This is a genomic window from Paraburkholderia acidisoli, assembly GCF_009789675.1.
Lineage (GTDB): Bacteria > Pseudomonadota > Gammaproteobacteria > Burkholderiales > Burkholderiaceae > Paraburkholderia > Paraburkholderia acidisoli.
Genome location: NZ_CP046915.1, coordinates 720,975 through 742,111, shown reverse-complemented (window position 1 = coordinate 742,111; position 21,137 = coordinate 720,975). Strand labels below are relative to the sequence as shown.

Here is a 21,137-nt window from a genome sequence, read left to right as displayed (position 1 = left end):
TGTCGATGGCGGCCGGAGCCGGATGTCCAGCCGAATGCCCATCAGCATGCGCGAGCGGCGCGACATCGGGAATTCGAAAGTTCAAAAGGGTCGCTTTGCCTCGCCTTAAGCAACGCGTGCGCGGCGCGTGCGGCGATGCTCGCTTTCCCTGGGCGCGCGGTGGCGAACGCCCCGCAAACGCCGTGCTGGCGCGACCTTTAGCGCGCGCAAAGGCCGCCTTCAGGAGTTTCGAATTCCGCTGGCGCGCGGGATATTGCACGCTCGGGGCGTGACTCCAGGCAGCACCAAAGCAGGCTCAACCTCGAACGCGCACCGTGGACATCGACTATCTGAAGCAATGGATCGGCCGCAGCGAGACGCGCACCGACACGATCGCGCCCACGCCGATCGACGCGCTCAACGCGCTGCTCGACCGCGACGACGCTCCGGCGGCCGTGGGCGACGCCGTCCCGCCGCTGTGGCACTGGATGTATTTCCTGCCGATCGTGCGCAGCTCGCAGGTGGGCGCCGACGGTCACCCGATGCGCGGCGGCTTTCTGCCGCCCGTGCCGCTGCCGCGCCGCATGATCGCGGGCGGCCGCATCAACTACACGCACGCGCTGCGGGTGGGTGACGTGGTCACGCGTCACGCGCGCATTCTCGCCGTGGAGCACAAACAGGGCCGCACCGGCGATCTCGTGTTCGTCACCGTGCGCAACGAATTCTCGACCGAACGCGGCATGGCGCTCGCGGAGGAGCAGGACATCGTCTACCGCGAGGTCACGCCGCCCGGCGCCGCGCCGGCCGCGCCCGCGCAACTCGCGCCCGCCAGCCATCTCTGGGACCGCAAGTTCACGCCCGACGAAGTCATCCTGTTCAAGTTTTCCGCGCTCACGCTCAACGGTCATCGCATTCATTACGATCACCCGTACGTGACGCAGGTCGAAGGGTATCCGGGCCTCATCGTGCATGGTCCGTTGATCGCGATCCTGCTCGCCGATCTCGTGCGCCGCCACGTACCGCAACGCAGCGTCGCGCGCCTCACCTACCGCGGCATCCATCCCACCTTCAACACGGGGCCGTTTCTTCTGTGCGGCAGCCCCGAAGGCGAAACCGGCGCGCTGCTCTGGTCGCGCAGCCTGCAAGGCGAACTGACGATGCAGGCCAGCGCCACTTTCAGGTAGTCCGCAGCGCAACAAGCGACTAGAGGCGCGCGCGGCGCGCGAAAAGCACAATAGCTCAAGCAAGGAGACACACGAACATGGAACAGGGCAATGTCACCCTCGGCCTGCGCAGCCGCTGGTACGACGGACTGACCTCGATGCATTGGCGCGTGCTGCGCGCGAGTTTTCTCGGCTGGATCTTCGACGGTTACGAAACGCTGGCCATCGTCGTCGTGCTCGTGCCGATGCTGCACTCGCTGCTCACGCCCGCGCAGTCGGCTTCGGTGCCGGTGTACGCGGGCATCGTCATCGGCATCACGCTGCTCGGCTGGGGACTCGGCGGGCTGATCGGCGGCGTGCTCGCCGACTATGTGGGACGCAAGCGCATGATGCTGTGGTCGGTGTTTCTCTATGCGCTCTTTTCCGGGCTCACGGCGTTCTCACCCGACATCTACGTGCTGTGCGCGCTGCGCTTTCTCACCGGCCTCGCCATGGGCAGCGAGTGGAGCACCGGCATCGCGCTGCTCTCCGAAACGTGGCCCGAGCGCGCGCGCGCCAAGGGCGCCGGCTTTCTGCAATCGGGCTTCGGCTGGGGCACGCTGCTCGCCGCCGTGGTGTGGTATCTGCTCGCGGGCGCGCATCCGTTCGGCGCCGACACGTGGCGCCTGATGTTCGTGCTCGGCGCGATTCCCGCGCTGTTCGTGCTGTATATCCGCCGCGGCGTGGACGAATCCGAGAAGTGGCAGCGCGCCGTGCGCGAGAAGCGCTGGAACGCGACCAACGCCGAGCAACCCGCGCTCGACCGCAATCGCGAAAGCAAGCGCCCGTTCACGCTCGCGCAGTTGTTCCGCGAACGCGAGGCCGCGCGCCGCACGATCCTGCTGTTCCTGCTCTCGGTGGTCGCCACCATCGGCTGGTGGGCGATCTCCACGCTGCTGCCCGCGTACACGGTCTCGCTCGCCAAAGCGGAACAGGTCGCCGATCCGGCCGCATGGGGCACGCGCATTTCCATCACCTATACGATCGGCGCGATCGTGGCCTACACCATCGGCGGCTTCGTAATCGACTGGGTCGGCCGGCGCGCTTTCATCTCGCTCACCTTCGTGGGCGCGCTCGTCATCACCTTCGTCACCTACAAGCTCACGCACACCGTGGAAGCGATGATGATCGTCGCGCCCATCAACGGCTTCTTCACGCTCGGCTTCGCCTATGTGTGGATGGCGATCTACCCGTGCGAGCTGTTCACGAGCACGGTGCGCTCCACGGCCAGCAGCTTCGTGTTCAACGCGGCGCGCCTGATCGCGTGGGTGTTTCCGATCATCGCGGGCACGATCGTCAAGTCGTTCGGCGGCGCCCCGCAAGCCGCGATGGCACTCGGCTCCGCGTATGTGGCCGGCATCGCCATTGCCTGGTTCCTGCCCGAAACGCGCGGCGAGGGCATGCCGGACTGAGGCGATAAATCACGCGCGCGCAGCCGGCGCGGACGTATCGTCCGCTACCTGCCCGCTACCTGCGCGCTACCTGCCCGCTACCTTCGCGTTACCTGCCCGCCACCAGCGCGCCCACCTTCGCAAGCGTCGCGTCGCGCTGCGCGGGCGTCGCGTGCAGCGCCCCCGTGAGATACGCGGTCACGAGCAGCGGCGCGCGATTCGGCGGCCAGACGATCGCCACGTCGTTGGCCGTGCCGCGATCGCCGGTGCCAGTTTTATCGCCGACACGCCAGTCCTTCGGCAAGCCCGCGCGCAAGCGGGCGTCGCCGGTCTGGTTCGCCACGAGCCACGCGATCAATTGCTCGCGCGATGCCTGCGTCAGCCGTTCGCCCAGCAGCAATTCGCGCATGTCGGCGATATAGGCGGCCGGCGTGGTGGTGTCGCGCGGATCGTGTTCGAGTGCTTCGTTGAGCGTGGTTTCGTTGCGATCAAGCCGCGTATGCGGGTCGCCGAGACCGCGCGCGAACGCCGTGATCGCGGCCGGTCCGCCCAGGCTGTCGAGCAGCAAATTCGCCGCCGTGTTGTCGCTGCGCGTGAGCGCGGCTTCGCACAACTCGGCCACGGTCATGCCGTCGCTGCCCGCGCGCGGCCCGCTCACCGGCGAATACGACACGACCTGCGCCTGCGTATAGGCAATCTTGCGCGCGAGGTCTTCCTCGCCGCGGTCCTTGCGCGTGAGCACCGCCGAGGCCAGCAGCACCTTGAACGTGCTGCACATCGGAAAGCGCTCGTGCAGGCGCCAGCCTTCCACGCGCCCGTTCGCCGTATCGAGGATCGCCACGCCGAGGCGCCCGCCCGCTTGCGACTCGATGGCCGCGAGTTGCTGTTCGAGCGCGGAGCGCTGCGCGCCGAATGCCTGAGCCGCAACGCCAGCTATGGCACCGCCCAGCATCGTCAACGTGAATGTACGCCGTGTCACCATGGGTTTTTTCCCTGTTTTCGCGAGTTGGACGCGCTACTATCGCGTGTTGGCGCAGCCCGGGCAAACGATGATAAATTGCGCCCATCCCCAGAAAAACTAATGGCTCGATCATGCGTCCGTATCTGCCCCTCAATGCGTTGCGCGCGTTCGAAGCCTCGGCGCGGCATTTGAGCTTCACGCGCGCCGCCGACGAACTCAACGTCACCCAGGCGGCCGTGAGCCAGCAGGTCCGCTCGCTCGAGGAGCGGCTCGGCGCGACGCTGTTCAAGCGCCTGCCGCGCGGCCTCGCCATCACCGAAGAAGGGCTCGCGCTGCGCCCCGTGCTGAGCGACGCGTTCGATCGCATCGAGGCCGTGCTGCGCCAGTTCGAAGGCGGCCACTTTCACGAGGTGCTGGGCGTGGGCGCCGTGGGCACCTTCGCGGTGGGCTGGCTGATGCCGCGTTTGAAGTCGTTTCGCGAGGCGCATCCGTTCGTCGAGCTGCGCATCATGACGAACAACAATCTCGTCGATCTCGCGGCCGAAGGGCTCGACTTCGCGATCCGGTTCGGCGACGGCACCTGGCCCGGCTCGCGCGCCGCGAAACTGTTCGACGCGCCGCTCGCGGTGCTGTGCGCGCCCGAGATCGCGCAACGTCTCGCCACGCCCGCCGACCTCGCGAACGAAACGCTGCTGCGCTCCTATCGCGCCGACGACTGGGCGCACTGGTTCGACGCCGCGCAACTCGCGCCGCGCCCCGTGCGCGGGCCCGTGTTCGATTCGTCGCGTTTGATGGTGGAAGCCGCGATGCAAGGCGCGGGCGTGGCGCTCGCGCCCGCGGCGATGTTCGAGCACGATCTCGCGGCGGCGCGCCTCGTGCGGCCCTTCGACATCGACGTGCACGCGGGCAGTTACTGGCTCACGTGGCAAAAGGGCAAGGCCGCCACGCCCGCCATGCGCGCGTTCGGCCAGTGGCTCGTGAAGGAAGCGGGCGCGCACGCCATCGACGCATGGCATTGAGCGTGCCGATGCAAAACGTGCACGATGCGCACGAGGCGCTCACGACATGCACCCCGTACGCGGCGTTCAACCGAGCCGCTTCAGTTCCTCGATGATCCATTCGAGGCATTCCTTCGCCACGCCGTCGAGCGCGCGGCCCGCGAGCGTCTTCACTTGCAGGCGCCGTTGCGTGAGCAGCGGATTGTCGAACGGCAATGCCACGAGTGCATCGGACTCCAGACGATTCGCCACGGAGACATAACCCGAAGGCATGATCGCGCGCGGCACGACCTGCGCGAAACGGTACAGCGCCGCCACGTAACGGCTGCTCACGAGCGGCACGATCTCGATGCCTTCCACTTCGCACGCAATGTCGAACAGCTGCCGGTTGGTGGTGCCTTTGTCCTGCAACAGCACGGGATAGTGCGCGAGGTCCTTGAGCGCCACGCTGCGTTGGCGCGCGAGCGGGTGATCGTCGCGCATCAACGCCATCACGGGCGCGGGCTGCGTGAGTTCCACCACGACGCCGGACTCGGGCTTGAACGTGAACGCGAGCGCGATGGACGCTTCGCCCGCCAGCAGCATCTGGTTGGCACGCTCGCTCGACACCACTTCGATTTCCAGCGTGACGTCGGGATGTCGCGCGGTGAACGCGCCGAGCGACACCGGCAGAAAGTCGAACGCGAAGCCTTCGGTACACGCGATCGTGAGCGTGCGCGCGCGGCGCTGCGCTTCGCCCTGGATTTCGTCGACGACGGCTTCGGCGTCGGCCAGCGTGCGCTGCGCGTGGCGCAGCAACATGCGGCCCGCGTGCGAGAGCACCATGCCGCGCGCGTGACGCTCGAACAGCGGCACGCCGATATCGCCTTCGAGCTTGGCGATATGACGGCTCAACGCGGAGACCGTCAGGCCGAGACTTTCGGTGGCCGCGCTCAGCGAGCCCGCCTGCGCCACGACCGAAAAGTAGTAGAGCGAGGGTTCGAGCAATTTGCGCATCGGCGGCCCCCTGAAGGGAGTGAGTTGGACGGCGAGGTTTGCGAAAAGCGCAAGTCTACCTTGTTTGATTGCGAATACAAAAATACTCACACGGCGATAAATTGACTGTCATGTCCTCTACCGATCGCCTCGCGTAAACCCTGAAATGTCCCGCGAAAACGCCCTGAATCTCGCTCGCCAGCACTTCGAAAGCGGCGCCCTGCGCGCCGACCTCGCCCGCCGCGTCGCGCTCGCCACCGAAAGCCAGCGCCCCGAAGCCGCGCCGGTCCTGCATGCGTATCTCCACGACGAAATCGCGCGCGCGCTCGCGGCGCTCGGCTTCGCGTGCGAGATCGTCGCGAATCCCGTTGCGGGCATGCCGCCCTTTCTCGTCGCGGAACGCATCGAATCGCCCGCGCTGCCCACGGTGCTGCTCTACGGCCACGGCGACGTGATCCGCGGCGACGACGCGCGCTGGAGCGAAGGTCGCTCGCCGTGGCGACTGAGCGAGGAAGGCGAGCGCTGGTACGGCCGCGGGATCGCCGACAACAAAGGCCAGCACAGCGTCAATCTCGCCGCGCTCGCCGCCGTGTTCGAAGCGCGCGGGCGGCTCGGCTTCAACGCGAAGGTGCTGTTCGAAATGGGCGAGGAAGTGGGCTCGCCGGGGCTCGACGCGCTCTGCGCGACGCTCAGCGAGCGGCTGGCCGCCGACCTGCTGATCGCCTCCGACGGCCCGCGCCAGCGCGCCAGCGCCCCCACGCTCTTTCTCGGCTCGCGCGGCGCGCTGCACTTCCGCCTGCGCGTGGGCAATCCGGCGGGCGCGCGCCATTCGGGCAACTGGGGCGGCGTGCTCGCGAATCCGGCCACGGTGCTCGCCAACGCGCTCGCCTCGCTCGTGGACGGCCGCGGGCGCATCCGCATCAACGGTCTGCTGCCGCCGCCGATTCCGCCGCAGGTGCGCGCACGCATCGCCGGTCTCGAGATCGGCGTGGACGAAGGCGATCCCGCGCTCTCGGCGAACTGGGGCGAACCCGGCCTCACGCCCGCCGAGCGCGTCTACGCCTGGAACACGCTCGAAGTGCTGGCGATGAACGCGGGCAACATCGGCGCACCCATCAGCGCGATTCCCGCCGGCGCCGAAGCCGTGTGCCAGTTGCGCTTCGTGGTGGGCACCGACTGGCACAACGCGCGCGACCTGATTCGCGCGCATCTCGCCCGCGAAGGCTTCGGCGAGATCGACGTGGAAATCGAAGCCTCGGGCGCGGCCACGCGGCTCGACCCCGACCATCCGTGGGTCACATGGGCCGAGCGCTCGATCGCCACATCGACGAACAAGCCCGTGACGATCCTGCCCAATCTGGGCGGCACGATCCCCAACGAATGCTTCGCGCAAACCCTCGGACTCCCCACGCTCTGGGTGCCGCATTCGTACCCGGGCTGCCGCCAGCACGCGCCCGACGAACACGGTCTCGCGAGCGTGTTCGGCGAAGCGCTCACGCTCATGACGGGCCTCTTCTGGGATCTCGGCAATGGCGAAACGCCTCACGCAGTTGCACACGAAACCGGCGGCCACGCGGCACGCTGATTCCCCTCCTCATCAGGACGACCCACACGTCATGGACTCCACCCTCATCGACGAAAGCCGCACGCACGCCGGGCGCCAACCGCTGCGGCGTTTGATCGTCGCCACGAGCATCGGCAACGCGCTCGAATGGTTCGACTTCGCGGCCTATGGTTTCTTCGCCGTCACGCTCTCGAAGCTGTTCTTTCCCGCGCACGACGAAACCGTTTCGCTGCTCATGACGTTCGGCACGTTCGGGCTTTCGTACGTGTTTCGACCGCTCGGCGCGCTCGTGCTGGGCCGCTACGCCGACCGGCGCGGGCGCAAGGCGGCGCTGCTCGCCTCGCTCGCGCTCACCACGCTCGGCACGCTCATTTGCGCGACGATTCCCACCTACGCGAGCATCGGCCTCGCCGCGCCGCTCGGCCTGATGACGGCGCGCATCCTGATCGCGTTCTCCACGGGCGGCGAGTTCGGCAGCGGCACCGCGCTGATGGTCGAGCAAAAGTCGAAGCGCAAGGCATTTCTCGCGAGCTGGCAGTTTTCGAGCCAGGGCATGAGCACCGTGCTCGCGTCGTGCGCGGGTCTCGCGCTCAGCACGCAGCTCTCGAATGCGCAGATCGAGTCGTGGGGCTGGCGCGCGCCGTTCGTGTTCGGCCTGCTGGTCGCGCCGGTGGGGCTCTACATTCGCCGCCATATCGACGACACGCTCACCGCCCAGCCCGACGTGGCGAACGCGGCAGCCGCGGAGCGCGCCGCGCCCGTGCGCGACCTGCTCGCGCACTGCAAAGGGCGCATCCTGCTGGCCGCCGGCATCATGGCGGTCTCCACGGCGGCGAGCTATCTGATGATTCTCTACATGCCCACCTACGCGATCCGCCAGTTGCATCTGCCGCCTTCCACGGGCTTCGCGGCCACGGTCGTCACGGGCGCGATCCTCATGCTCTTCACGCCGCTCATGGGTCACTTCGCCGATCGCTACGGCCGCAGCCGCATGATGACGGTCTCCGCCCTCGTCACGCTGGCCACGATCTACCCGTGCTTCGCGTGGCTGTTCGCGAGTCCTTCGTTCGGCGTCCTGATGACCATCATGATTCTGGCGGGCGCGTTGAAGGCAATCTATTTCGGGCCGCTCGCCGCGGTGCTGTCTTCGCTGTTTCCCACCCAGATGCGCAGCACCGGGCTCGGCTTCAGCTACAACATCGGCGTGATGGTGTTCGGCGGCTTCACGCCGTGGCTCGTCACGGCCATGATCGGCTGGACCCACGACCCGCTCTCGCCCGCGCTCTATCTGATGGCGTGCGCGGCGCTGAGCCTCGCCTGCATCGCGATCTATCACTACAAGATCGTCAAGCATCTCTAATCATTTTCGGCGACGACATGAACCTGCTTTCCACCGATCACCTCGTGCCCGCCATGCCCTCGTCGAGCGACGACGCGGACCGCAGCGGCTGGCTGATGTATCACTCCGTGGGCGTGTATCCGGGCCATCAACAGGCGATGACGCAAGCGCTCGCGCAGTTCGCCGCGCTCTGGTGCGCCGCCGACGACGCGCGCTGGGACGCGGCCCTTGCCGCCCGTGCGCAACTGCTCGCCGACTGGGCCGAGCTGATCGGCGCCCAGGCGCAGGACGTATTCGGCGCGCAGAACGTGACCGAGGCGTTCGCGCGCTTCCTCAACGGCCTCGACGACGCTACGCTGCGCGGCAAAACCGTGCTCGTGGCCGCCGACTGCTTTCCGAGCCTGCATTTCCTGCTGCGCGGCGAAGCCGAACGGCGCGGCTTCACGGTCCGCACCGTGCCTGTGCGCGACGGCGAGGCTTATGTGCGCGACGACGATTTCCTCGCCGCCTGGACCGGCGACGTGGCGCTCGCGCTCGTCACGTGGGTCTCGTCGCTCACCTCGAAGCGCGTGAACCTGCGAGCGATGAGCGAGCACGCGCGGCGCCGCGGCAGTCTGGTCGCGCTCGACGTAACGCAAGGCATCGGCATCCTGCCGTTCGATCTGCGCGAGACGCCGTTCGATTTCGTGGGCGGCTCCACGCTCAAATGGCTCTGCGGCGCGCCCGGCACCGGGCTCGGCTACGTCGCGCCGCGTTTGCTCGCGAGTGGCATGGAACCTTCGGTGCGCGGCTGGTTCAGCCAGAACGACCCGTTCAACTGGGACCTCGAACGCTTCGCCTACGCGCCCGACGCGCGGCGCTTCGACACCGGCACGCCTTCGGTGCTGCCGTTCATCGCCTCGCAGCCAGGCATGCGCTGGGTACGCGCGCAACCCGCGGGCCAGTTGCGCGCGCACAATCTCGCGCTGTCGCACGCGCTCATCGCGCTGCTCGACGAGAAGCGCTACACGCTGCTCTCGCCGCGCGAGGACGCAGCGCGCGGCGGCAGCATCATGGCGCGCGTGCCCGAGCATCTCGACGCCGCGCAAGTCGCGCGCACGCTCGCCGAGTCGCGCCTGTTCGTCGACGCGCGCGGCCGCACGCTGCGTTTCTCGCCCGGCGTTTGCACGACCGCGGCCGGGCTCGAGCGCCTCGTAACATGCTTGCCGCGCTGAAGCCCGGCCACGGCCTGCGCTCGCGCTCGCCACGGCGCGCCGGGTTTGCCTGCGTGTTGACGGGGCCGCCGCTTCGAACGTCGTGCGTTCGAACCTCCTCCCACCGTCAACACGCTCATCATCATGAATTCATCCCATCACACGGTGCGCGGCTTTCACGTGCCGATGCACTGCACCGACCTCGTCGCGACCATGACGTTCTTCATCGAACGGCTCGGCTTTCGTATCGACGCGATTTTTCCCGCCGATAGCCCGCGCACCGCGATCCTCTCGCGCGACGGCTTCACGCTGCGCCTCGGCACCGAGGTCCGCAACGGCGTGACCGAACTCGACGTGCTCTGCGACGACCCCGCGCGCCTTGCCGACAGCGTACGCGAACTGGTCGCGCCCAACGGCGTGCGCCTGCGCCTCGTGCACGCGAATCCGCCGCTCAAGACGCCGGTGACGCGCCAGACGCTCGTACTCGCGAACGCGCAAGGCGAGACGCCGTGGAGCGTGGGCCGTGCGGGCATGCGTTACCGCGACCTGCTGCCCGAGCGGCACGGCGGCGCGTTCATCGCCTCGCATATCCGCATTCTCGAAGGCGGCCCGGTGCCCGACTACGTGCACTTTCACAAGATCCGCTTCCAGATGATCTTCTGCCGCAAGGGCTGGGTGCGTCTCGTCTACGAAGGCCAGGGCGAGCCGTTCGTCCTCAATGCGGGCGACTGCGTGCTGCAACCGCCCGAGATCCGCCACCGCGTGCTCGAAAGCTCGGCGGGCGCGGAAGTCGTGGAGATCGGCAGTCCCGCCGATCACATCACGATGGCCGATCACGCAATGACGCTGCCGAATGCACGCTACGCCACCGATCACGACTTCAATGGCCAGCGCTTCGTGCGTCACGTGGCGGCGCAGGCGCGGTGGGCACCGTGGAAATCGCCGGGCTTCGTGGCCACGGACACCGGCATTGGTGCGGCCACGAACGGGCTCGCGGGTGTGCGCGTGGTGCGGCGCGCGAGCGAGGGCAGCCCGGCACACGCCGTCACGCGCCGCCACGACACCGAGTTCTGCTTCTTCTTCGTGCTCGCGGGTGCGCTCGACGTAGCGCAGGACACACAGCGCTGGACGCTGCGCGCCGACGACAGCATCGCGATTCCCGGCAATCTCGCCTATACGTTCGCGAATGCCAGCGACGACCTCGAATTGCTCGAGGTCACGCTGCCCGCGGAGTTCGAACTGGGTTGACGCCCGCACGCGAGGCTTGCGCGCATTGCAAACCCCGCTTGATAGATTGCGAATACCCGAAATTCGCAGTGGCGTTACTGTTGGAACGTGGAGCACGGCGAACGCATCCGGCTCCACGGCGCGCCCTCCCCGTGACTCCTTGACCGGTTTTCAATCGCCCGATTACTTCGCCATGCTAACTATCAAAAAAATCATCCCCTGTACCGCGCTCTTCACGCTCTGCGGTCTCGCGCACGCCGAAGCGAGTTCGGTCACGCTCTACGGCCTCATCGACTACGGCATCAACTATCAGAGCAACAGCGGCGGCGGCCGCGTGATTGGCGGCGCGAGCGGCATCATGCAAGGCTCGCGCTGGGGCTTCAAGGGCGTGGAGGATCTGGGCGGCGGTTTGTCGGCGATCTTCCAGCTCGAAAACGGTTTCGATCTGGGCACGGGCAAGTCGCTGCAAGGCGGGCTGATGTTCGGACGCCAGGCGTACGTGGGGCTGTCGAGCCGCGACTACGGCGCGCTCACGCTCGGCCGCCAGTACGATTCGCTCGTGACCTTCGTGGAGGGCCGCATGAATTCGGCCAACTACGGCGGCGGCACCACGGCGCACCCCGGCGACCTCGACAACCTCAACAACAGCAAGCGCGTCAACAATTCGGTGAAGTACATGAGCCCGAGTTTCGGCGGCTTCACCTTTGGCGGCGTGTACGGCTTCGGCGGCCAGGCCGGCGACTTCGCCCGCAACCAGATCTGGTCGGTGGGCGCCGGTTACGACTACGGCAATCTCTCGGCGGGCGTGGCGTACATGAACGTGCGCAATCCGAACCAGTCGTGGTTCACCAGCGCGCCGACCAACGTGGCGGGCGCGTCGCTCAACAACATGACGGCGAGCCCCGTGTACAGCGGCTATGCCTCGGCGCACACGTACCAGGCCGTGGCGGCCGCCGCGCGCTACACGTTCGAGGGCACGACCGTGGGCCTCGTGTACAGCAACGTGCAGTTCCGCGATCTCGGCGACACCTCGAGCGGCGCGAATCCGCTGCGCCTCACGGGCAACGCGAAGTTCGACACGGGCGAGCTCAACGTCACGCACTACTGGACGCCCTTCCTGCTTTCGCAGTTCGTCTACGCATACACGCACGGGTCGGGCGTGGGCACGATCGGCGGATCGAGCTACAACAATATCTCGCTCTCGCTCGACTACTACCTCTCGAAGCGCACCGACGTCTATGTGATCGGCAGCACGGAATTCGCGAGCGGCACCGACTCCACGGGCCACGCCGCGCGCGCCACGCTCAATGCGCTCACCGCTTCGTCGAGCGACCGGCAAACCTTCGTGCAACTCGGCATGCGCCACAAGTTCTGAGGGTCGTATCCGGCACGCGGCGTCTGGCGAGCGCCGCGCTAACTCAGCGCTAATCCTGCGTCCCTACGATGGAACCCATGCCATCCATTTCGGGGACGATCATGAAAAACCCACGCCTTCCACGCGCCGCGCTGCCGCTCGGCCTCGTCGTATTCGCACTCGCGGGTTGCGCCGCGCTGCCGCCGAGCGGCCCTTCCGTTGTCGCGCTGCCGCCCGGCGGCAAGCCCTTGACGGTGTTTCAGCAGGAAGACTACGCCTGCCGCGACTACGCCTTCCGCAACGACGACGCGGGCCAGGCCTCGCCAGGCGCGCTGCAAAGCGGCGCGGGCACCACGGCGGTCGGCACGCTCGGCGGCGCGGCGGCGGGCGCATTGCTCGGCGCGGCGGGCGGCAATGCGGGCGTGGGCGCGGCGATCGGTGCGGGCGCGGGCTTGCTGCTCGGCGGCGCGCTGGGCGCGCACGGTTCGCAGGTTTCTTCGGAGAGCATGCAGGCGCGTTACGACGCGGCCTACGCGCAGTGCATGGCGTCGAAGGGCAACCGCATCGCACCGCCCGCGACCACGGTGTATCAAACGGCGCCTGTGGTGTATGCGCCACCGCCCGTGATCTACGGGTATCCGCGGCCGGCTTACTGGGCGTGGTGAGGTGGGCGCGCGTCACGCGCAAACATGAGGTCTCGAAGCACGCCGCTCGAATGCCGCGTGCTTTTTTAACGCCGTTCCATCGCGCCGCCGCACGCGCAACGCTCAACACTCAACGCGCTGAATGCTCTCCTGCGGCGATAAACGTATCGATGCGCCGCCCGAGTTGCACGGGATACTGGTACATCATCGCGTGACCGCCCGCCGCGATCTCCACGAGCGTCGCTTTCGGCAACGCATGCGCGAGCGCTTGCGAATTGCGCGGCACCAGCACCGCGTCCTGCGTCCCCACCAGCACGAGCGCGGGCACGTTCACGCGCGCCAGCGCCTGCACCGCGGCATCGTCGTGTTGCCATTGCGTCATGAGCGCGTCCTGCGCGCGCGCAACGTCGTCGGCAATCTTCGGCTCGTGGTAACCGCCAGGCGCGAACATGGCGCCGACAAAGCAGGCCTGCGCCGCTTGCAACGCCGAAGCCGGAAATAGCACCGCCATCACGCGCGCGAAATGATCCGCGCCGCTGCCCGACAACGCCTGCATCACTTCGGCCGAAGGCGGTTGCGCTCGCGCGCCGGGCGGCATCGACGAAAGCAGGACGAGCTTGGCCACGCGCGCGGGCGCTTCGATCGCCAGTTGCTGCGCGACGATGCCGCCCATCGACCAGCCCAGCACCGTCGCGCGCTCGACGCCCAAGCCTTGCATCAGCGCTGCCGTGTCGCTCGCGAGATCGCGCGCGGTGTAACCCGTGGCCTGCGTTTGCGACGCGCCCACGCCGCGATTGTCGAACACGATCACCTCGTGATGGCGCGCGAGTTCGGCGAGAAAGTGCACGTTCCATTCGGCGATGGTCGAGCGATAACCCGTGACGAGCACGATCGGGCTACCGCGGCCGAAGCGCACATAGCCGATCTTGCCGTGGCCCGTGTCGAGCACCCGCGCTTGCACCGTACTGGCGGGCGCGGGAGACGGCAGCGTTTTCGCGCAGAGTGTGTCGGGGTGAAACGCGAGTGGACGCGCTTGAGCGTTGCATGCCGCGAGCAACGCGCAAAGGGCCGCCAGCGCAACGCCTGGCTTGCGCCACATCGCGCGCGCGAGGGCGGTTCGGATCGGCTTCATGCTCGATGGTTCTCCTTCGGTGGCGCGCGGGCGCGTAACACGAGCGACCCGCACGGCGACCCCGAAGGCTACCTCGAAAGCGCGACGCAACGCGGCGAAGTGGGCCGAACGCGCTAACTCCGCACTCACTTTGCCGGACCACGATCACGGTCATGGAACGCGCGCCTCGCACGCATTCGCCCACCGCGAACGTCAGCACGCGACATCGCAACCCGACCGAACAAGGCACCCCCAATGATCTCGAAGATTCTCGTCGCCCTGAGCGACCATTCCGCCCCCATCCTGCTACCCGCCGCCATCGATCTCGCGCGTCAACACCAGGCGCGCGTGATCGCGCTGCACGTGGTCGATCCTTCGCCGTGCTTCGGCGCGGCGGAGCATTACGATGGCGGCGTGGTGTTCGAGGCGCTGGAAGCGCAGGGCCGGCGCACGGCGCGCCATATCGCGGACGTGCTGGCCGCGGCCGCGTGCGAAGCGCACACACACATGATCTTGCTGCCGCTCTCCGGCCTGACCACGGGCGGCGCGATCGGGGCGCTCGCGGAAGAACACGGCGCCGATCTGATCCTGCTCGGCGCGCGCAAGACGCGCTGGCCGTGGTGGCTGCGCGAGGACGTGGCGAAGGACGTGCGGCGCGCCACGCGCACGCCTCTCCGGTTCGTGCCGGATGCGGGCGCGGAAGGGGGCGCGCGCCGCCCGTCGCGCACGGCCAACGCGCGCAAGCTGGGCGGTTACGCGTGAGCCGCGCGGCGCTTACTCGTCGCTACACACGCGCTCGGGCAAGGCGCGCGCCGCTTCGTTGCGCACGGGTTCGATCTCCGTGACCAGCTTCTTCGCGCGCAGGATTGCGTTGGGGCTCATGCTCAACTCGTCCACGCCCAGATTCACGAGCGTCGGGATCAGCGCCGGCTTGCCCGCGGCCTCGCCGCACACGCCCACGCTGATACCGGCGCGCTTCGCGGCGTCGCACACCATGCGTATGGCCTGCAGCACGGCCGGATGCTCGGTGCGATAGAGCGCGGCAAGGTTCGGGTTCATGCGGTCGACGGCCATGATGTACTGCGTAAGATCGTTCGTGCCGATCGAGAAGAACGCCACTTCGCGCGCGAGCGTGTCGGCGGTCAGCACGGCGGCGGGCGTCTCGATCATGATGCCGAGGCGCGGCAGCGCGTGCGGCACCTGCGCCGCCGCGAGTTCGGCCGCGAGCCGCGCCATGATGGCCTTCACGCGGCGCACTTCGTCCACGTCGTCGACCATCGGCAGCATCACGCACAGATTGCCGTGCACGGCCGCGCGCAACAAGGCGCGCAGTTGCGGCTCGAAAATCTCGGGGCTGTCCAGGCACATGCGAATGCCGCGCCAGCCGAGAAACGGGTTCTCCTCCTTCGGGAAGCGCACGCCGGGCAGCGGCTTGTCCGCGCCCGCGTCGAGCGTGCGGATGATGACAGGCCACGGCGCGAACGCGCGCGCGAGTTCGGCGTAGACCTCGTATTGCTCCTGCTCGCCGGGCACGCATTGGCGGTCCATGAACAGCAATTCGGTGCGAAAGAGGCCCACGCCCATCGCGCCCGCGCGCCGCGCCGGTTCGATTTCGGCCACGCTGCCGAGATTCGCGGCCACCACCACCTTGCGGCCGTCGCGCGTTTGCGGCTCCACGTCGCGATACGCGAGCAGCGCGGCGTCCACCTCGCGCTGCGCCGCGATGCGCTGCGTCATGGCCGCTTCGAGTTCGGGCGCGTGGTCGAGCCAGACTTCGCCGCTACTACCGTCGATGGCCGCGCGGCTGGCGGCGCGCAGCGTGTCGTGATGCGCGTCGAGACCGAGCACGGCGGGAATGCCGTGCGAGCGCGCGATGATCGCCACATGCGAGGTCGCGCTGCCCGTGGTGCAGACGATACCCACAATATGGCGCAGGTCGGCGCGCGCGAGGTCGGGGGCGCTCAACTCCTCGGCAATCACGATGCTCGGGCCGGGCAGGTCGGACAGCGAAGGCATGGGCTTGCCGAGCAGCGTGGCGGCCACGGCGCGCGTCAGGCCGCGAATGTCGTCGGCGCGGCTCTTGAGGTATTCGTCGGGCAAGGTCGCGAAGGCCACCGCGAGGTCGAGCCCGCATTTGAGCGTGGCGGCTTCCGCGCTCCAGCGCGAAGCCACGAGCGTGCGGATCGCGCCCGCGAAGTCGTCGCTGCGTGCGACGTCGGCGATCGCGGCGAAGATTTCGTCGTCGGTTTCGTCGTCGCATTGCGCGCCGGGGCGCGGTGCGAGCATCGCGCGCAAGGTCTCCTCGAGCGCGGCGCCGAAGCGCGTGAGTTCGCTGTCCACCTCGTGCGGCGCGACGAATTGCCGGTCCGCGACGATCTCCTCGCGGAAGTACGCGAACACCGTGCCGAACGCCACGCCTTCGCTCGCGGGTACGCCCTTGAGCGCGGGCGTCGCGGTGGGTTGCGTGGGTTGCGTCGATTGCGTCGATGCGGCTGCGGCTGGCGTTGCCGTTTCCTGCGGCGTCACGGCGGGCGCCGCCGCTCGCGCAACGCTGGCCGCCGGTTCCTCGCCGGCAGGCAGATTCACGCTGGCGTCGCCGAGAAACTCGCTGAGCTTGCCGAGCGCCTCGCGCTCGTCCTCGCCCTCGGCGCGCAGCACGATGCGCTCGTCCTGCTTCACGCCGAGCAACATCAGCTTGACGGCGCTTTTCGCGTCCGCCCACGACTCGCCGCGCCCGATCTTCAGCGAGCACGAAAAGCCCTTCGCGAGCTTGGCGAACTGCGTGGCGGGGCGCGCGTGCAACCCTTCGTGTACCTTGACGATGACCGGCGTTTCCAGCATGACGTTGCCTCGCGTGACTCAGTAAGGAAAGCGAACGATGGGCGCGTGACGCGACTCACGCATCGACGATCTCGATCACCGTGCCGTTCTTCATGCCGCTGAAGAGCCGGTCGCGATCGATGTCCGAGGCGCAGATCTCGCCGGGGCGCTCCGCCGTTTGCGAACCGTTGAAGTTGATGACCACGTGCCCCAGCTCGCTCACCTTGTTCCAGGCGGTCGGACCCACCGCGGTCACGACCGCCGACGCCTCGCCGATACGCAGCAACGAACCGATGCGCGGCACGCTGCTGCTCGCCGCTTCCACGCGATGCAGCACGGAGACTTCGGCAAGCTCGGGCGGCGCGCCGTCGGAGTAGAGAATCAGCACGCCGCCTTCGAGCAGCGACTCGACTTCCTCTCCGATCGACGAAATCACGGTCTTGTAGTAGTTCATGACAGCGGTTCCCTTCCAGGCTAAAAGATGTCGCGGGTTTAAAGCGCGAAGCTCACGACCCACGCGATGAGCACCGAAACCGGCCCCATGATCTGCCGGCTGATGAGCACCGCGGGCACGCCGATGCGGATCGTGTCCGGCTTGGCCTCGCCGAGCGCCATGCCCACCGGCACGAAGTCGCAACCCACCTGCGTGTCGTACGCGAACAGCGCGGGCAGCGCCATGTGCGGCGGAATCGTGCCGTTGCCAATGGCCGGCCCGATGATCGCCGCGCCAATTACCTGCGCGATCACGGCGCCGGGGCCGAGCACCGGCGAGAGGAACGGCAGGCCGCAGATCGCCGAGAGCACCAGCAGACCGATGATGTTACCCGCGAGCGGCGAGAGCACGTGCGCGAGGCCGAGCCCGATGCCCGTGGAGTTGATCACGCCGATCAGCATCGTCACGAACGCCATGAACGGCAACACGTTGCGGATGACCGTGTCGATCGACTTGCGCCCGCTGTTGAAGAGAATGTTGACGACGCCGCCCATGCCGCGCCCGATCGCCGTGATCCAGCCGACGATGCCGCCCGAGTGCGCGGGTTCCGTTTCGCCGCGCGCCGTGGCCGAAGCCGCGAGCGCCGCCGAAGCCTGCGCGGGCGTGCTGAAACTGCCCGTGGCCGCGGTGGCCGCGCGCGCGCCGCTCTCGCCGGTCAGCGCGGTGGAGGCCGCCGCGTTCGCCGCAGCCGCGTCGCCCGTCTCGCCGTCTTCGAGCGCCTGCAGGCTGTCGAGACCGACGCCCGACACGTAGATATCTTCGGTGATGAACTGCGCGAGCGGTCCCGACTGCCCGACCGGGCTCAGATTGACCGTGGGAATGCGCTTGCGCGGATACACGCCGCAGCGCGCCGTGCCGCCGCAATCGATCACCACGGCCGCGATTTCGGATTCGAGCGGCGGATTGTGAAAGCCGTCGATCACGGTCGCGCCGGTCAGCTCGGCGAGCCGGTGCGCGACCTTCGGAATGTCGCCGCCCGTCACCGCGACGATCTTGTTGCGCTCGACCGTGGGCGTGATCACGAGCGGGCCGCCCCAGCCGTTGGGGCCCTTCTGAACGCGAACGGCTCGATAAGTACGCGTGTCCATGTCTGTCTCCTCTACCGTTTACCGGTATCTCTCTGTCCGTGTCTCGCCGTTATCAGAGCTTGATGCCTTCGCGTTTCGCGATCAGGCGCGTGATGGCTTCCGTCACCACGCCCTTGATGAGATTCACCACGAGCCCCACGCCCAGATAGAACAGCGCGAGCTTGGGCAGCGAGAACGGCGCGGCGTTGGTTTCCGCGAGCTTGGTGATGCCCGCCGCCACGCCGAGCCAGACGAACAGTTCGCCGGGATTGCAGTGCGGGAACAGACCGGTGATGGGATGGCACAGCGACACGGCCGAGTCGTAGAACGCGGGCTTGTGGCGCTCTTCGAGGAACACGCCGAAGGTGTAGGCCATCGGGTTGGTGAGGAAGAACATCGCGAGCAACGGCAACAGCGTGTAGCGCGTGATGACGTTTTTCGAGAAGAAACGGGCGAGACCTTGAATTCGCTGTTCGCCCACGAGCGCGATGATCGTGTAGACCGCCGTGAGCAAGACGATCAGCGTGGGGAGAATGCCGGTGACGAAGCCGACGAAGGTCTTGCCGCCCGCATTGAAGATGCCGATGAACGCCTCGGCGGCGTGCGTGAGGAACTCCATGCTGCTCTCCTGATGAAGACTGCCGTGTAGAGTTGCGCGTGTGCGTCGAAACGCTGCGCCGCGGGAACCATCCGTGCAACCTTGCCGCGCCGCGCCCGCGATGGCGGACGGCGACGCTTACGACCGCTACGACATTTGCGACACTTGCGACATCTGCGACGACGACACCTGCTGGCGTTCGCTTGCCGTGCGGCATGCGACTTCGAATGCGTTGGTGAGTGCGCGCCGGGCGGCGGGCGCGAGTTTCGCGGCGGCGAGACGCTGCGTGAATTCGCCGATGGGGCCGTTGCTGAGTTCGGCGAGCGGCTTGAAGCGCGCGAATACGGAGAGGCCGGACATGCTGAGCGCTTCGCGCACGACGGCGCCTTCGTCGGCGGAATCGATCACGACGATCGCGACCGCGCCGGGGCCGAGGCGCCGCTTGAAGGTGCCCACGCCGAGATAGCCGCTGTGCCAGTGCTGCGCGGTGCGCCGCACGGTGTCGCGGTAGTAGCGCATCTGCACCCAGGCCGCCGCGATCTGCATGGCCCACATTGCGGCGAGCAACAACAGTCCTAGCCGAACCAGTTCCATTGCTTTTTGTCTCCTGTGTCGACCAGAGTTAGCGCTTTAGCGCTTACTCTGGTCCCATGCCGCGCGAACGCGCGGCGCGCCTGAACCAGCGCTTCCTGACGTCCCATGCCGCGCGAACGCGCGGCGCGCTTGAACCAGCGCTGCCTTTGCTGGCTTTTCTTTTGACCCAGCGCGTCCCAACGTCCCACACCCACCGACCACCGTCGCCCGGGCATATCTTGATATTTAAACTTCAGTCGCTTCTATTAATGCATTTATTCGCGCGACAAAATCGGGGAAAACGCCATTCGTTCAGCGCCGCAGCTGTTCGCCGATAATCCGCGCCACCTCCGCCGCCGCTTCCAGTTGCGGCATATGCCCCACATCGGCGAAACGATGCTGCGCCACGCGGCCCGGCAAGCCTTCTGTATGCGCGACGGGCATGATGCGATCCCGCGCGCCCCACACCACGCGCACCGGCATGGCGAGCGAAGCGAGCGTGGCGCGCAGGTCGAGCTTCTGGCGCCCGTCCGGGAAAAACGTCTCGGCAATGCGTGCGAGCGTCGCGCGCTTCGGCTCGCTCGCCAACTGCTGCTGCGCACTGGCGATGAAACCTTCGTCGATGAACGCCGGTTGCGCCACGAGTTCCGCGAGCCAGCCTGTGAGCGTGGTCCGATCGGCGGCCTGCGTCAAGCCGCGAAGGAACGCCCAGTCGCAACTCGTGCCGAGGCCCGCGGGCGCGATCAGCGTCAACGACTGCACGTTCGCGCGCTGCGAGGCGGCCAGCGCGATGGCGAGCGCGCCGCCGAACGAATGCGCCACCAGATGGCACGCGTCCACCTGCTCCGCGTCGAGCACCGCGGCCAGCGCGGCGACCGTGCGATCGAGCGAAAGCGCGTCGTCAGCCGGGCTCTTGCCGTGGCCCGGCAAATCGATGGCGAGCACGCCCAGGTCGCGCGCAAGCCCCGCCGTGCGCAGCGCGTTGAAAAGCGGCCGCCAGCTATTGGCTTCCGCGGCGAACCCGTGCAGGCACACGAGCGTGGCCGCGGCGCCGCGTTGCAGCCAGAGGCGGTTGAGCTTCGCGTCGAGCTTCGGCGTGGCGGGCGCGTTCGCGCTGGCTTGCAGCGAGGCCAGCACGTCCGCGCAACCAATGCGCCCGTGCGGCCCCGAGCCGCGCACACCCGCGAGCGCGACGTGCCGGTCGCGCGCCACGCGACGCGCGGCGGGCGTGGCGCGCAAACCGGCATCGTGCGGCGCGGCGCGCTCGGCGACCCACGTTTCAGCGGTCTCAGCAGGCGCCGTGGCCGTTTCGAGCGCGAGCGCCTCCGCTTCGGCATTGGCATCGACATCGGCATCGGCTGCCATCTCGCGCGCTGGCACGGCGCTCGGCGGCTCCTGCAACGCCTCGCCGCTCGCGTAGATCCACGCGATCACCGTGCCCACCGGCACGGTCTCGCCCACACCCGCCGTGATCTGCCGCACGACGCCCGTGGCGGGCGCTTCCACTTCCATCGTCGCCTTGCTGGTTTCGATGTCGAAGAGCGGCTCGCCCTGCCGGACCGAATCGCCCTCTTTGGCGTACCACGCCGTGATCGCGCCTTCGGTCATGTCCATGTCGACGCGCGGAAGGATCACCTCGGTCGGCATC

General features: G+C 67.9%; 19 protein-coding genes. 10 read left to right on the top strand and 9 right to left on the bottom strand.

The window, feature by feature from the left end; genetic code table 11:
- Positions 1-314 precede the first annotated feature (314 nt).
- Together FAZ98_RS25490 and FAZ98_RS25485 are read left to right on the top strand one after the other, a co-directional pair.
- On the top strand, positions 315-1,163 hold the full coding sequence (locus FAZ98_RS25490; protein ID WP_158955261.1) for an FAS1-like dehydratase domain-containing protein: 849 nt from the start codon (positions 315-317) through the stop codon (positions 1,161-1,163).
- Positions 1,164-1,240: 77 nt separating this feature from the next.
- A complete protein-coding gene (locus FAZ98_RS25485; RefSeq protein WP_158955259.1) occupies positions 1,241-2,593 on the top strand; it encodes an MFS transporter in 1,353 nt (450 codons plus the stop codon).
- Positions 2,594-2,681: 88 nt separating this feature from the next.
- Here FAZ98_RS25485 and bla read toward each other — a convergent pair whose 3' ends face one another.
- Positions 2,682-3,554, bottom strand: coding sequence for a class A beta-lactamase (gene bla, locus FAZ98_RS25480; protein WP_158955257.1), 873 nt, complete (start codon positions 3,552-3,554; stop codon positions 2,682-2,684).
- Positions 3,555-3,664: 110 nt separating this feature from the next.
- Between bla and FAZ98_RS25475 the strand changes: the two genes are divergently transcribed.
- Positions 3,665-4,552 carry a LysR family transcriptional regulator gene (locus FAZ98_RS25475; protein WP_158955255.1) on the top strand — a complete coding sequence of 296 codons (888 nt, stop codon included), beginning with the start codon at positions 3,665-3,667 and terminating at the stop codon, positions 4,550-4,552.
- A gap of 66 nt (positions 4,553-4,618) precedes the next feature.
- Here the strand turns inward: FAZ98_RS25475 and FAZ98_RS25470 are convergent, their stop codons facing one another.
- The gene (locus FAZ98_RS25470) at positions 4,619-5,527 is read right to left on the bottom strand and encodes a LysR family transcriptional regulator (RefSeq protein ID WP_158955253.1); all 909 of its coding nucleotides are present in this window, start codon (positions 5,525-5,527) and stop codon (positions 4,619-4,621) included.
- 145 nt (positions 5,528-5,672) lie between these two features.
- On the opposite strand from FAZ98_RS25470, the gene FAZ98_RS25465 reads away from it, so the two are divergent.
- From FAZ98_RS25465 to FAZ98_RS25440, 6 genes are all read left to right on the top strand, one after another.
- Positions 5,673-7,091, top strand: coding sequence for a M20 family metallopeptidase (locus FAZ98_RS25465; RefSeq protein WP_158955251.1), 1,419 nt, complete (start codon positions 5,673-5,675; stop codon positions 7,089-7,091).
- A 31-nt stretch (positions 7,092-7,122) separates the two neighbouring features.
- Complete coding sequence (locus FAZ98_RS25460; RefSeq protein ID WP_158955249.1) at positions 7,123-8,430, top strand: MFS transporter; 1,308 nt, start codon at positions 7,123-7,125, stop codon at positions 8,428-8,430.
- A gap of 17 nt (positions 8,431-8,447) precedes the next feature.
- The gene (locus FAZ98_RS25455) at positions 8,448-9,623 is read left to right on the top strand and encodes an aminotransferase class V-fold PLP-dependent enzyme (protein WP_233272841.1); all 1,176 of its coding nucleotides are present in this window, start codon (positions 8,448-8,450) and stop codon (positions 9,621-9,623) included.
- Positions 9,624-9,746: 123 nt separating this feature from the next.
- The gene (locus FAZ98_RS25450; protein WP_233272840.1) at positions 9,747-10,850 is read left to right on the top strand and encodes a cupin domain-containing protein; all 1,104 of its coding nucleotides are present in this window, start codon (positions 9,747-9,749) and stop codon (positions 10,848-10,850) included.
- A gap of 172 nt (positions 10,851-11,022) precedes the next feature.
- Positions 11,023-12,204 (top strand): porin, encoded by a 1,182-nt coding sequence (locus FAZ98_RS25445; protein ID WP_158955247.1) that lies wholly within the window; start codon positions 11,023-11,025, stop codon positions 12,202-12,204.
- Positions 12,205-12,305: 101 nt separating this feature from the next.
- Positions 12,306-12,848 carry a glycine zipper family protein gene (locus FAZ98_RS25440; RefSeq protein WP_199272411.1) on the top strand — a complete coding sequence of 181 codons (543 nt, stop codon included), beginning with the start codon at positions 12,306-12,308 and terminating at the stop codon, positions 12,846-12,848.
- Between the two features lie 109 nt (positions 12,849-12,957).
- Here the strand turns inward: FAZ98_RS25440 and FAZ98_RS25435 are convergent, their stop codons facing one another.
- A complete protein-coding gene (locus FAZ98_RS25435; protein ID WP_158955245.1) occupies positions 12,958-13,959 on the bottom strand; it encodes an alpha/beta fold hydrolase in 1,002 nt (333 codons plus the stop codon).
- 234 nt (positions 13,960-14,193) lie between these two features.
- Between FAZ98_RS25435 and FAZ98_RS25430 the strand changes: the two genes are divergently transcribed.
- A complete protein-coding gene (locus tag FAZ98_RS25430; RefSeq protein ID WP_158955243.1) occupies positions 14,194-14,700 on the top strand; it encodes a universal stress protein in 507 nt (168 codons plus the stop codon).
- Between the two features lie 12 nt (positions 14,701-14,712).
- Here the strand turns inward: FAZ98_RS25430 and ptsP are convergent, their stop codons facing one another.
- The 6 genes from ptsP to FAZ98_RS25400 form a co-directional block, all read right to left on the bottom strand.
- A complete protein-coding gene (ptsP, locus tag FAZ98_RS25425; RefSeq protein WP_199272410.1) occupies positions 14,713-16,779 on the bottom strand; it encodes a phosphoenolpyruvate--protein phosphotransferase in 2,067 nt (688 codons plus the stop codon).
- Between the two features lie 55 nt (positions 16,780-16,834).
- Entirely contained in the window at positions 16,835-17,212 is a 378-nt protein-coding gene (locus FAZ98_RS25420; RefSeq protein ID WP_158955241.1) for a PTS glucitol/sorbitol transporter subunit IIA, read from the bottom strand.
- 38 nt (positions 17,213-17,250) lie between these two features.
- The gene (srlE, locus tag FAZ98_RS25415) at positions 17,251-18,339 is read right to left on the bottom strand and encodes a PTS glucitol/sorbitol transporter subunit IIB (protein ID WP_158955239.1); all 1,089 of its coding nucleotides are present in this window, start codon (positions 18,337-18,339) and stop codon (positions 17,251-17,253) included.
- A 52-nt stretch (positions 18,340-18,391) separates the two neighbouring features.
- Positions 18,392-18,937, bottom strand: coding sequence for a PTS glucitol/sorbitol transporter subunit IIC (srlA, locus tag FAZ98_RS25410; RefSeq protein WP_158955237.1), 546 nt, complete (start codon positions 18,935-18,937; stop codon positions 18,392-18,394).
- A gap of 126 nt (positions 18,938-19,063) precedes the next feature.
- Positions 19,064-19,510: a transcriptional regulator GutM gene (locus FAZ98_RS25405; RefSeq protein ID WP_158955235.1), complete on the bottom strand. Its 447-nt coding sequence runs from the start codon at positions 19,508-19,510 to the stop codon at positions 19,064-19,066.
- A gap of 291 nt (positions 19,511-19,801) precedes the next feature.
- Positions 19,802-21,136, bottom strand: a complete 1,335-nt coding sequence (locus FAZ98_RS25400) for an acetoin dehydrogenase dihydrolipoyllysine-residue acetyltransferase subunit (protein WP_158955233.1) — start codon at positions 21,134-21,136, stop codon at positions 19,802-19,804.
- Position 21,137 lies beyond the last annotated feature (1 nt).

Bases quoted from the DNA above. Each gene is read 5' to 3' on its own strand.
- FAZ98_RS25455 (WP_233272841.1), top strand. From the start codon at position 8,448: ATGAACCTGCTTTCCACCGATCACCTCGTGCCCGCCATGCCCTCGTCG.
- FAZ98_RS25445 (WP_158955247.1), top strand. From the start codon at position 11,023: ATGCTAACTATCAAAAAAATCATCCCCTGTACCGCGCTCTTCACGCTC.
- srlE (WP_158955239.1), bottom strand. From the start codon at position 18,339: ATGGACACGCGTACTTATCGAGCCGTTCGCGTTCAGAAGGGCCCCAAC.
- bla (WP_158955257.1), bottom strand. From the start codon at position 3,554: ATGGTGACACGGCGTACATTCACGTTGACGATGCTGGGCGGTGCCATA.
- srlA (WP_158955237.1), bottom strand. From the start codon at position 18,937: ATGGAGTTCCTCACGCACGCCGCCGAGGCGTTCATCGGCATCTTCAAT.
- FAZ98_RS25460 (WP_158955249.1), top strand. From the start codon at position 7,123: ATGGACTCCACCCTCATCGACGAAAGCCGCACGCACGCCGGGCGCCAA.
- FAZ98_RS25440 (WP_199272411.1), top strand. From the start codon at position 12,306: ATGAAAAACCCACGCCTTCCACGCGCCGCGCTGCCGCTCGGCCTCGTC.
- FAZ98_RS25435 (WP_158955245.1), bottom strand. From the start codon at position 13,959: ATGAAGCCGATCCGAACCGCCCTCGCGCGCGCGATGTGGCGCAAGCCA.
- FAZ98_RS25405 (WP_158955235.1), bottom strand. From the start codon at position 19,510: ATGGAACTGGTTCGGCTAGGACTGTTGTTGCTCGCCGCAATGTGGGCC.
- FAZ98_RS25465 (WP_158955251.1), top strand. From the start codon at position 5,673: ATGTCCCGCGAAAACGCCCTGAATCTCGCTCGCCAGCACTTCGAAAGC.
- FAZ98_RS25470 (WP_158955253.1), bottom strand. From the start codon at position 5,527: ATGCGCAAATTGCTCGAACCCTCGCTCTACTACTTTTCGGTCGTGGCG.
- FAZ98_RS25485 (WP_158955259.1), top strand. From the start codon at position 1,241: ATGGAACAGGGCAATGTCACCCTCGGCCTGCGCAGCCGCTGGTACGAC.
- FAZ98_RS25450 (WP_233272840.1), top strand. From the start codon at position 9,747: ATGAATTCATCCCATCACACGGTGCGCGGCTTTCACGTGCCGATGCAC.
- FAZ98_RS25420 (WP_158955241.1), bottom strand. From the start codon at position 17,212: ATGAACTACTACAAGACCGTGATTTCGTCGATCGGAGAGGAAGTCGAG.
- FAZ98_RS25430 (WP_158955243.1), top strand. From the start codon at position 14,194: ATGATCTCGAAGATTCTCGTCGCCCTGAGCGACCATTCCGCCCCCATC.
- ptsP (WP_199272410.1), bottom strand. From the start codon at position 16,779: ATGCTGGAAACGCCGGTCATCGTCAAGGTACACGAAGGGTTGCACGCG.
- FAZ98_RS25475 (WP_158955255.1), top strand. From the start codon at position 3,665: ATGCGTCCGTATCTGCCCCTCAATGCGTTGCGCGCGTTCGAAGCCTCG.
- FAZ98_RS25400 (WP_158955233.1), bottom strand. From the start codon at position 21,136: ATGCCGACCGAGGTGATCCTTCCGCGCGTCGACATGGACATGACCGAA.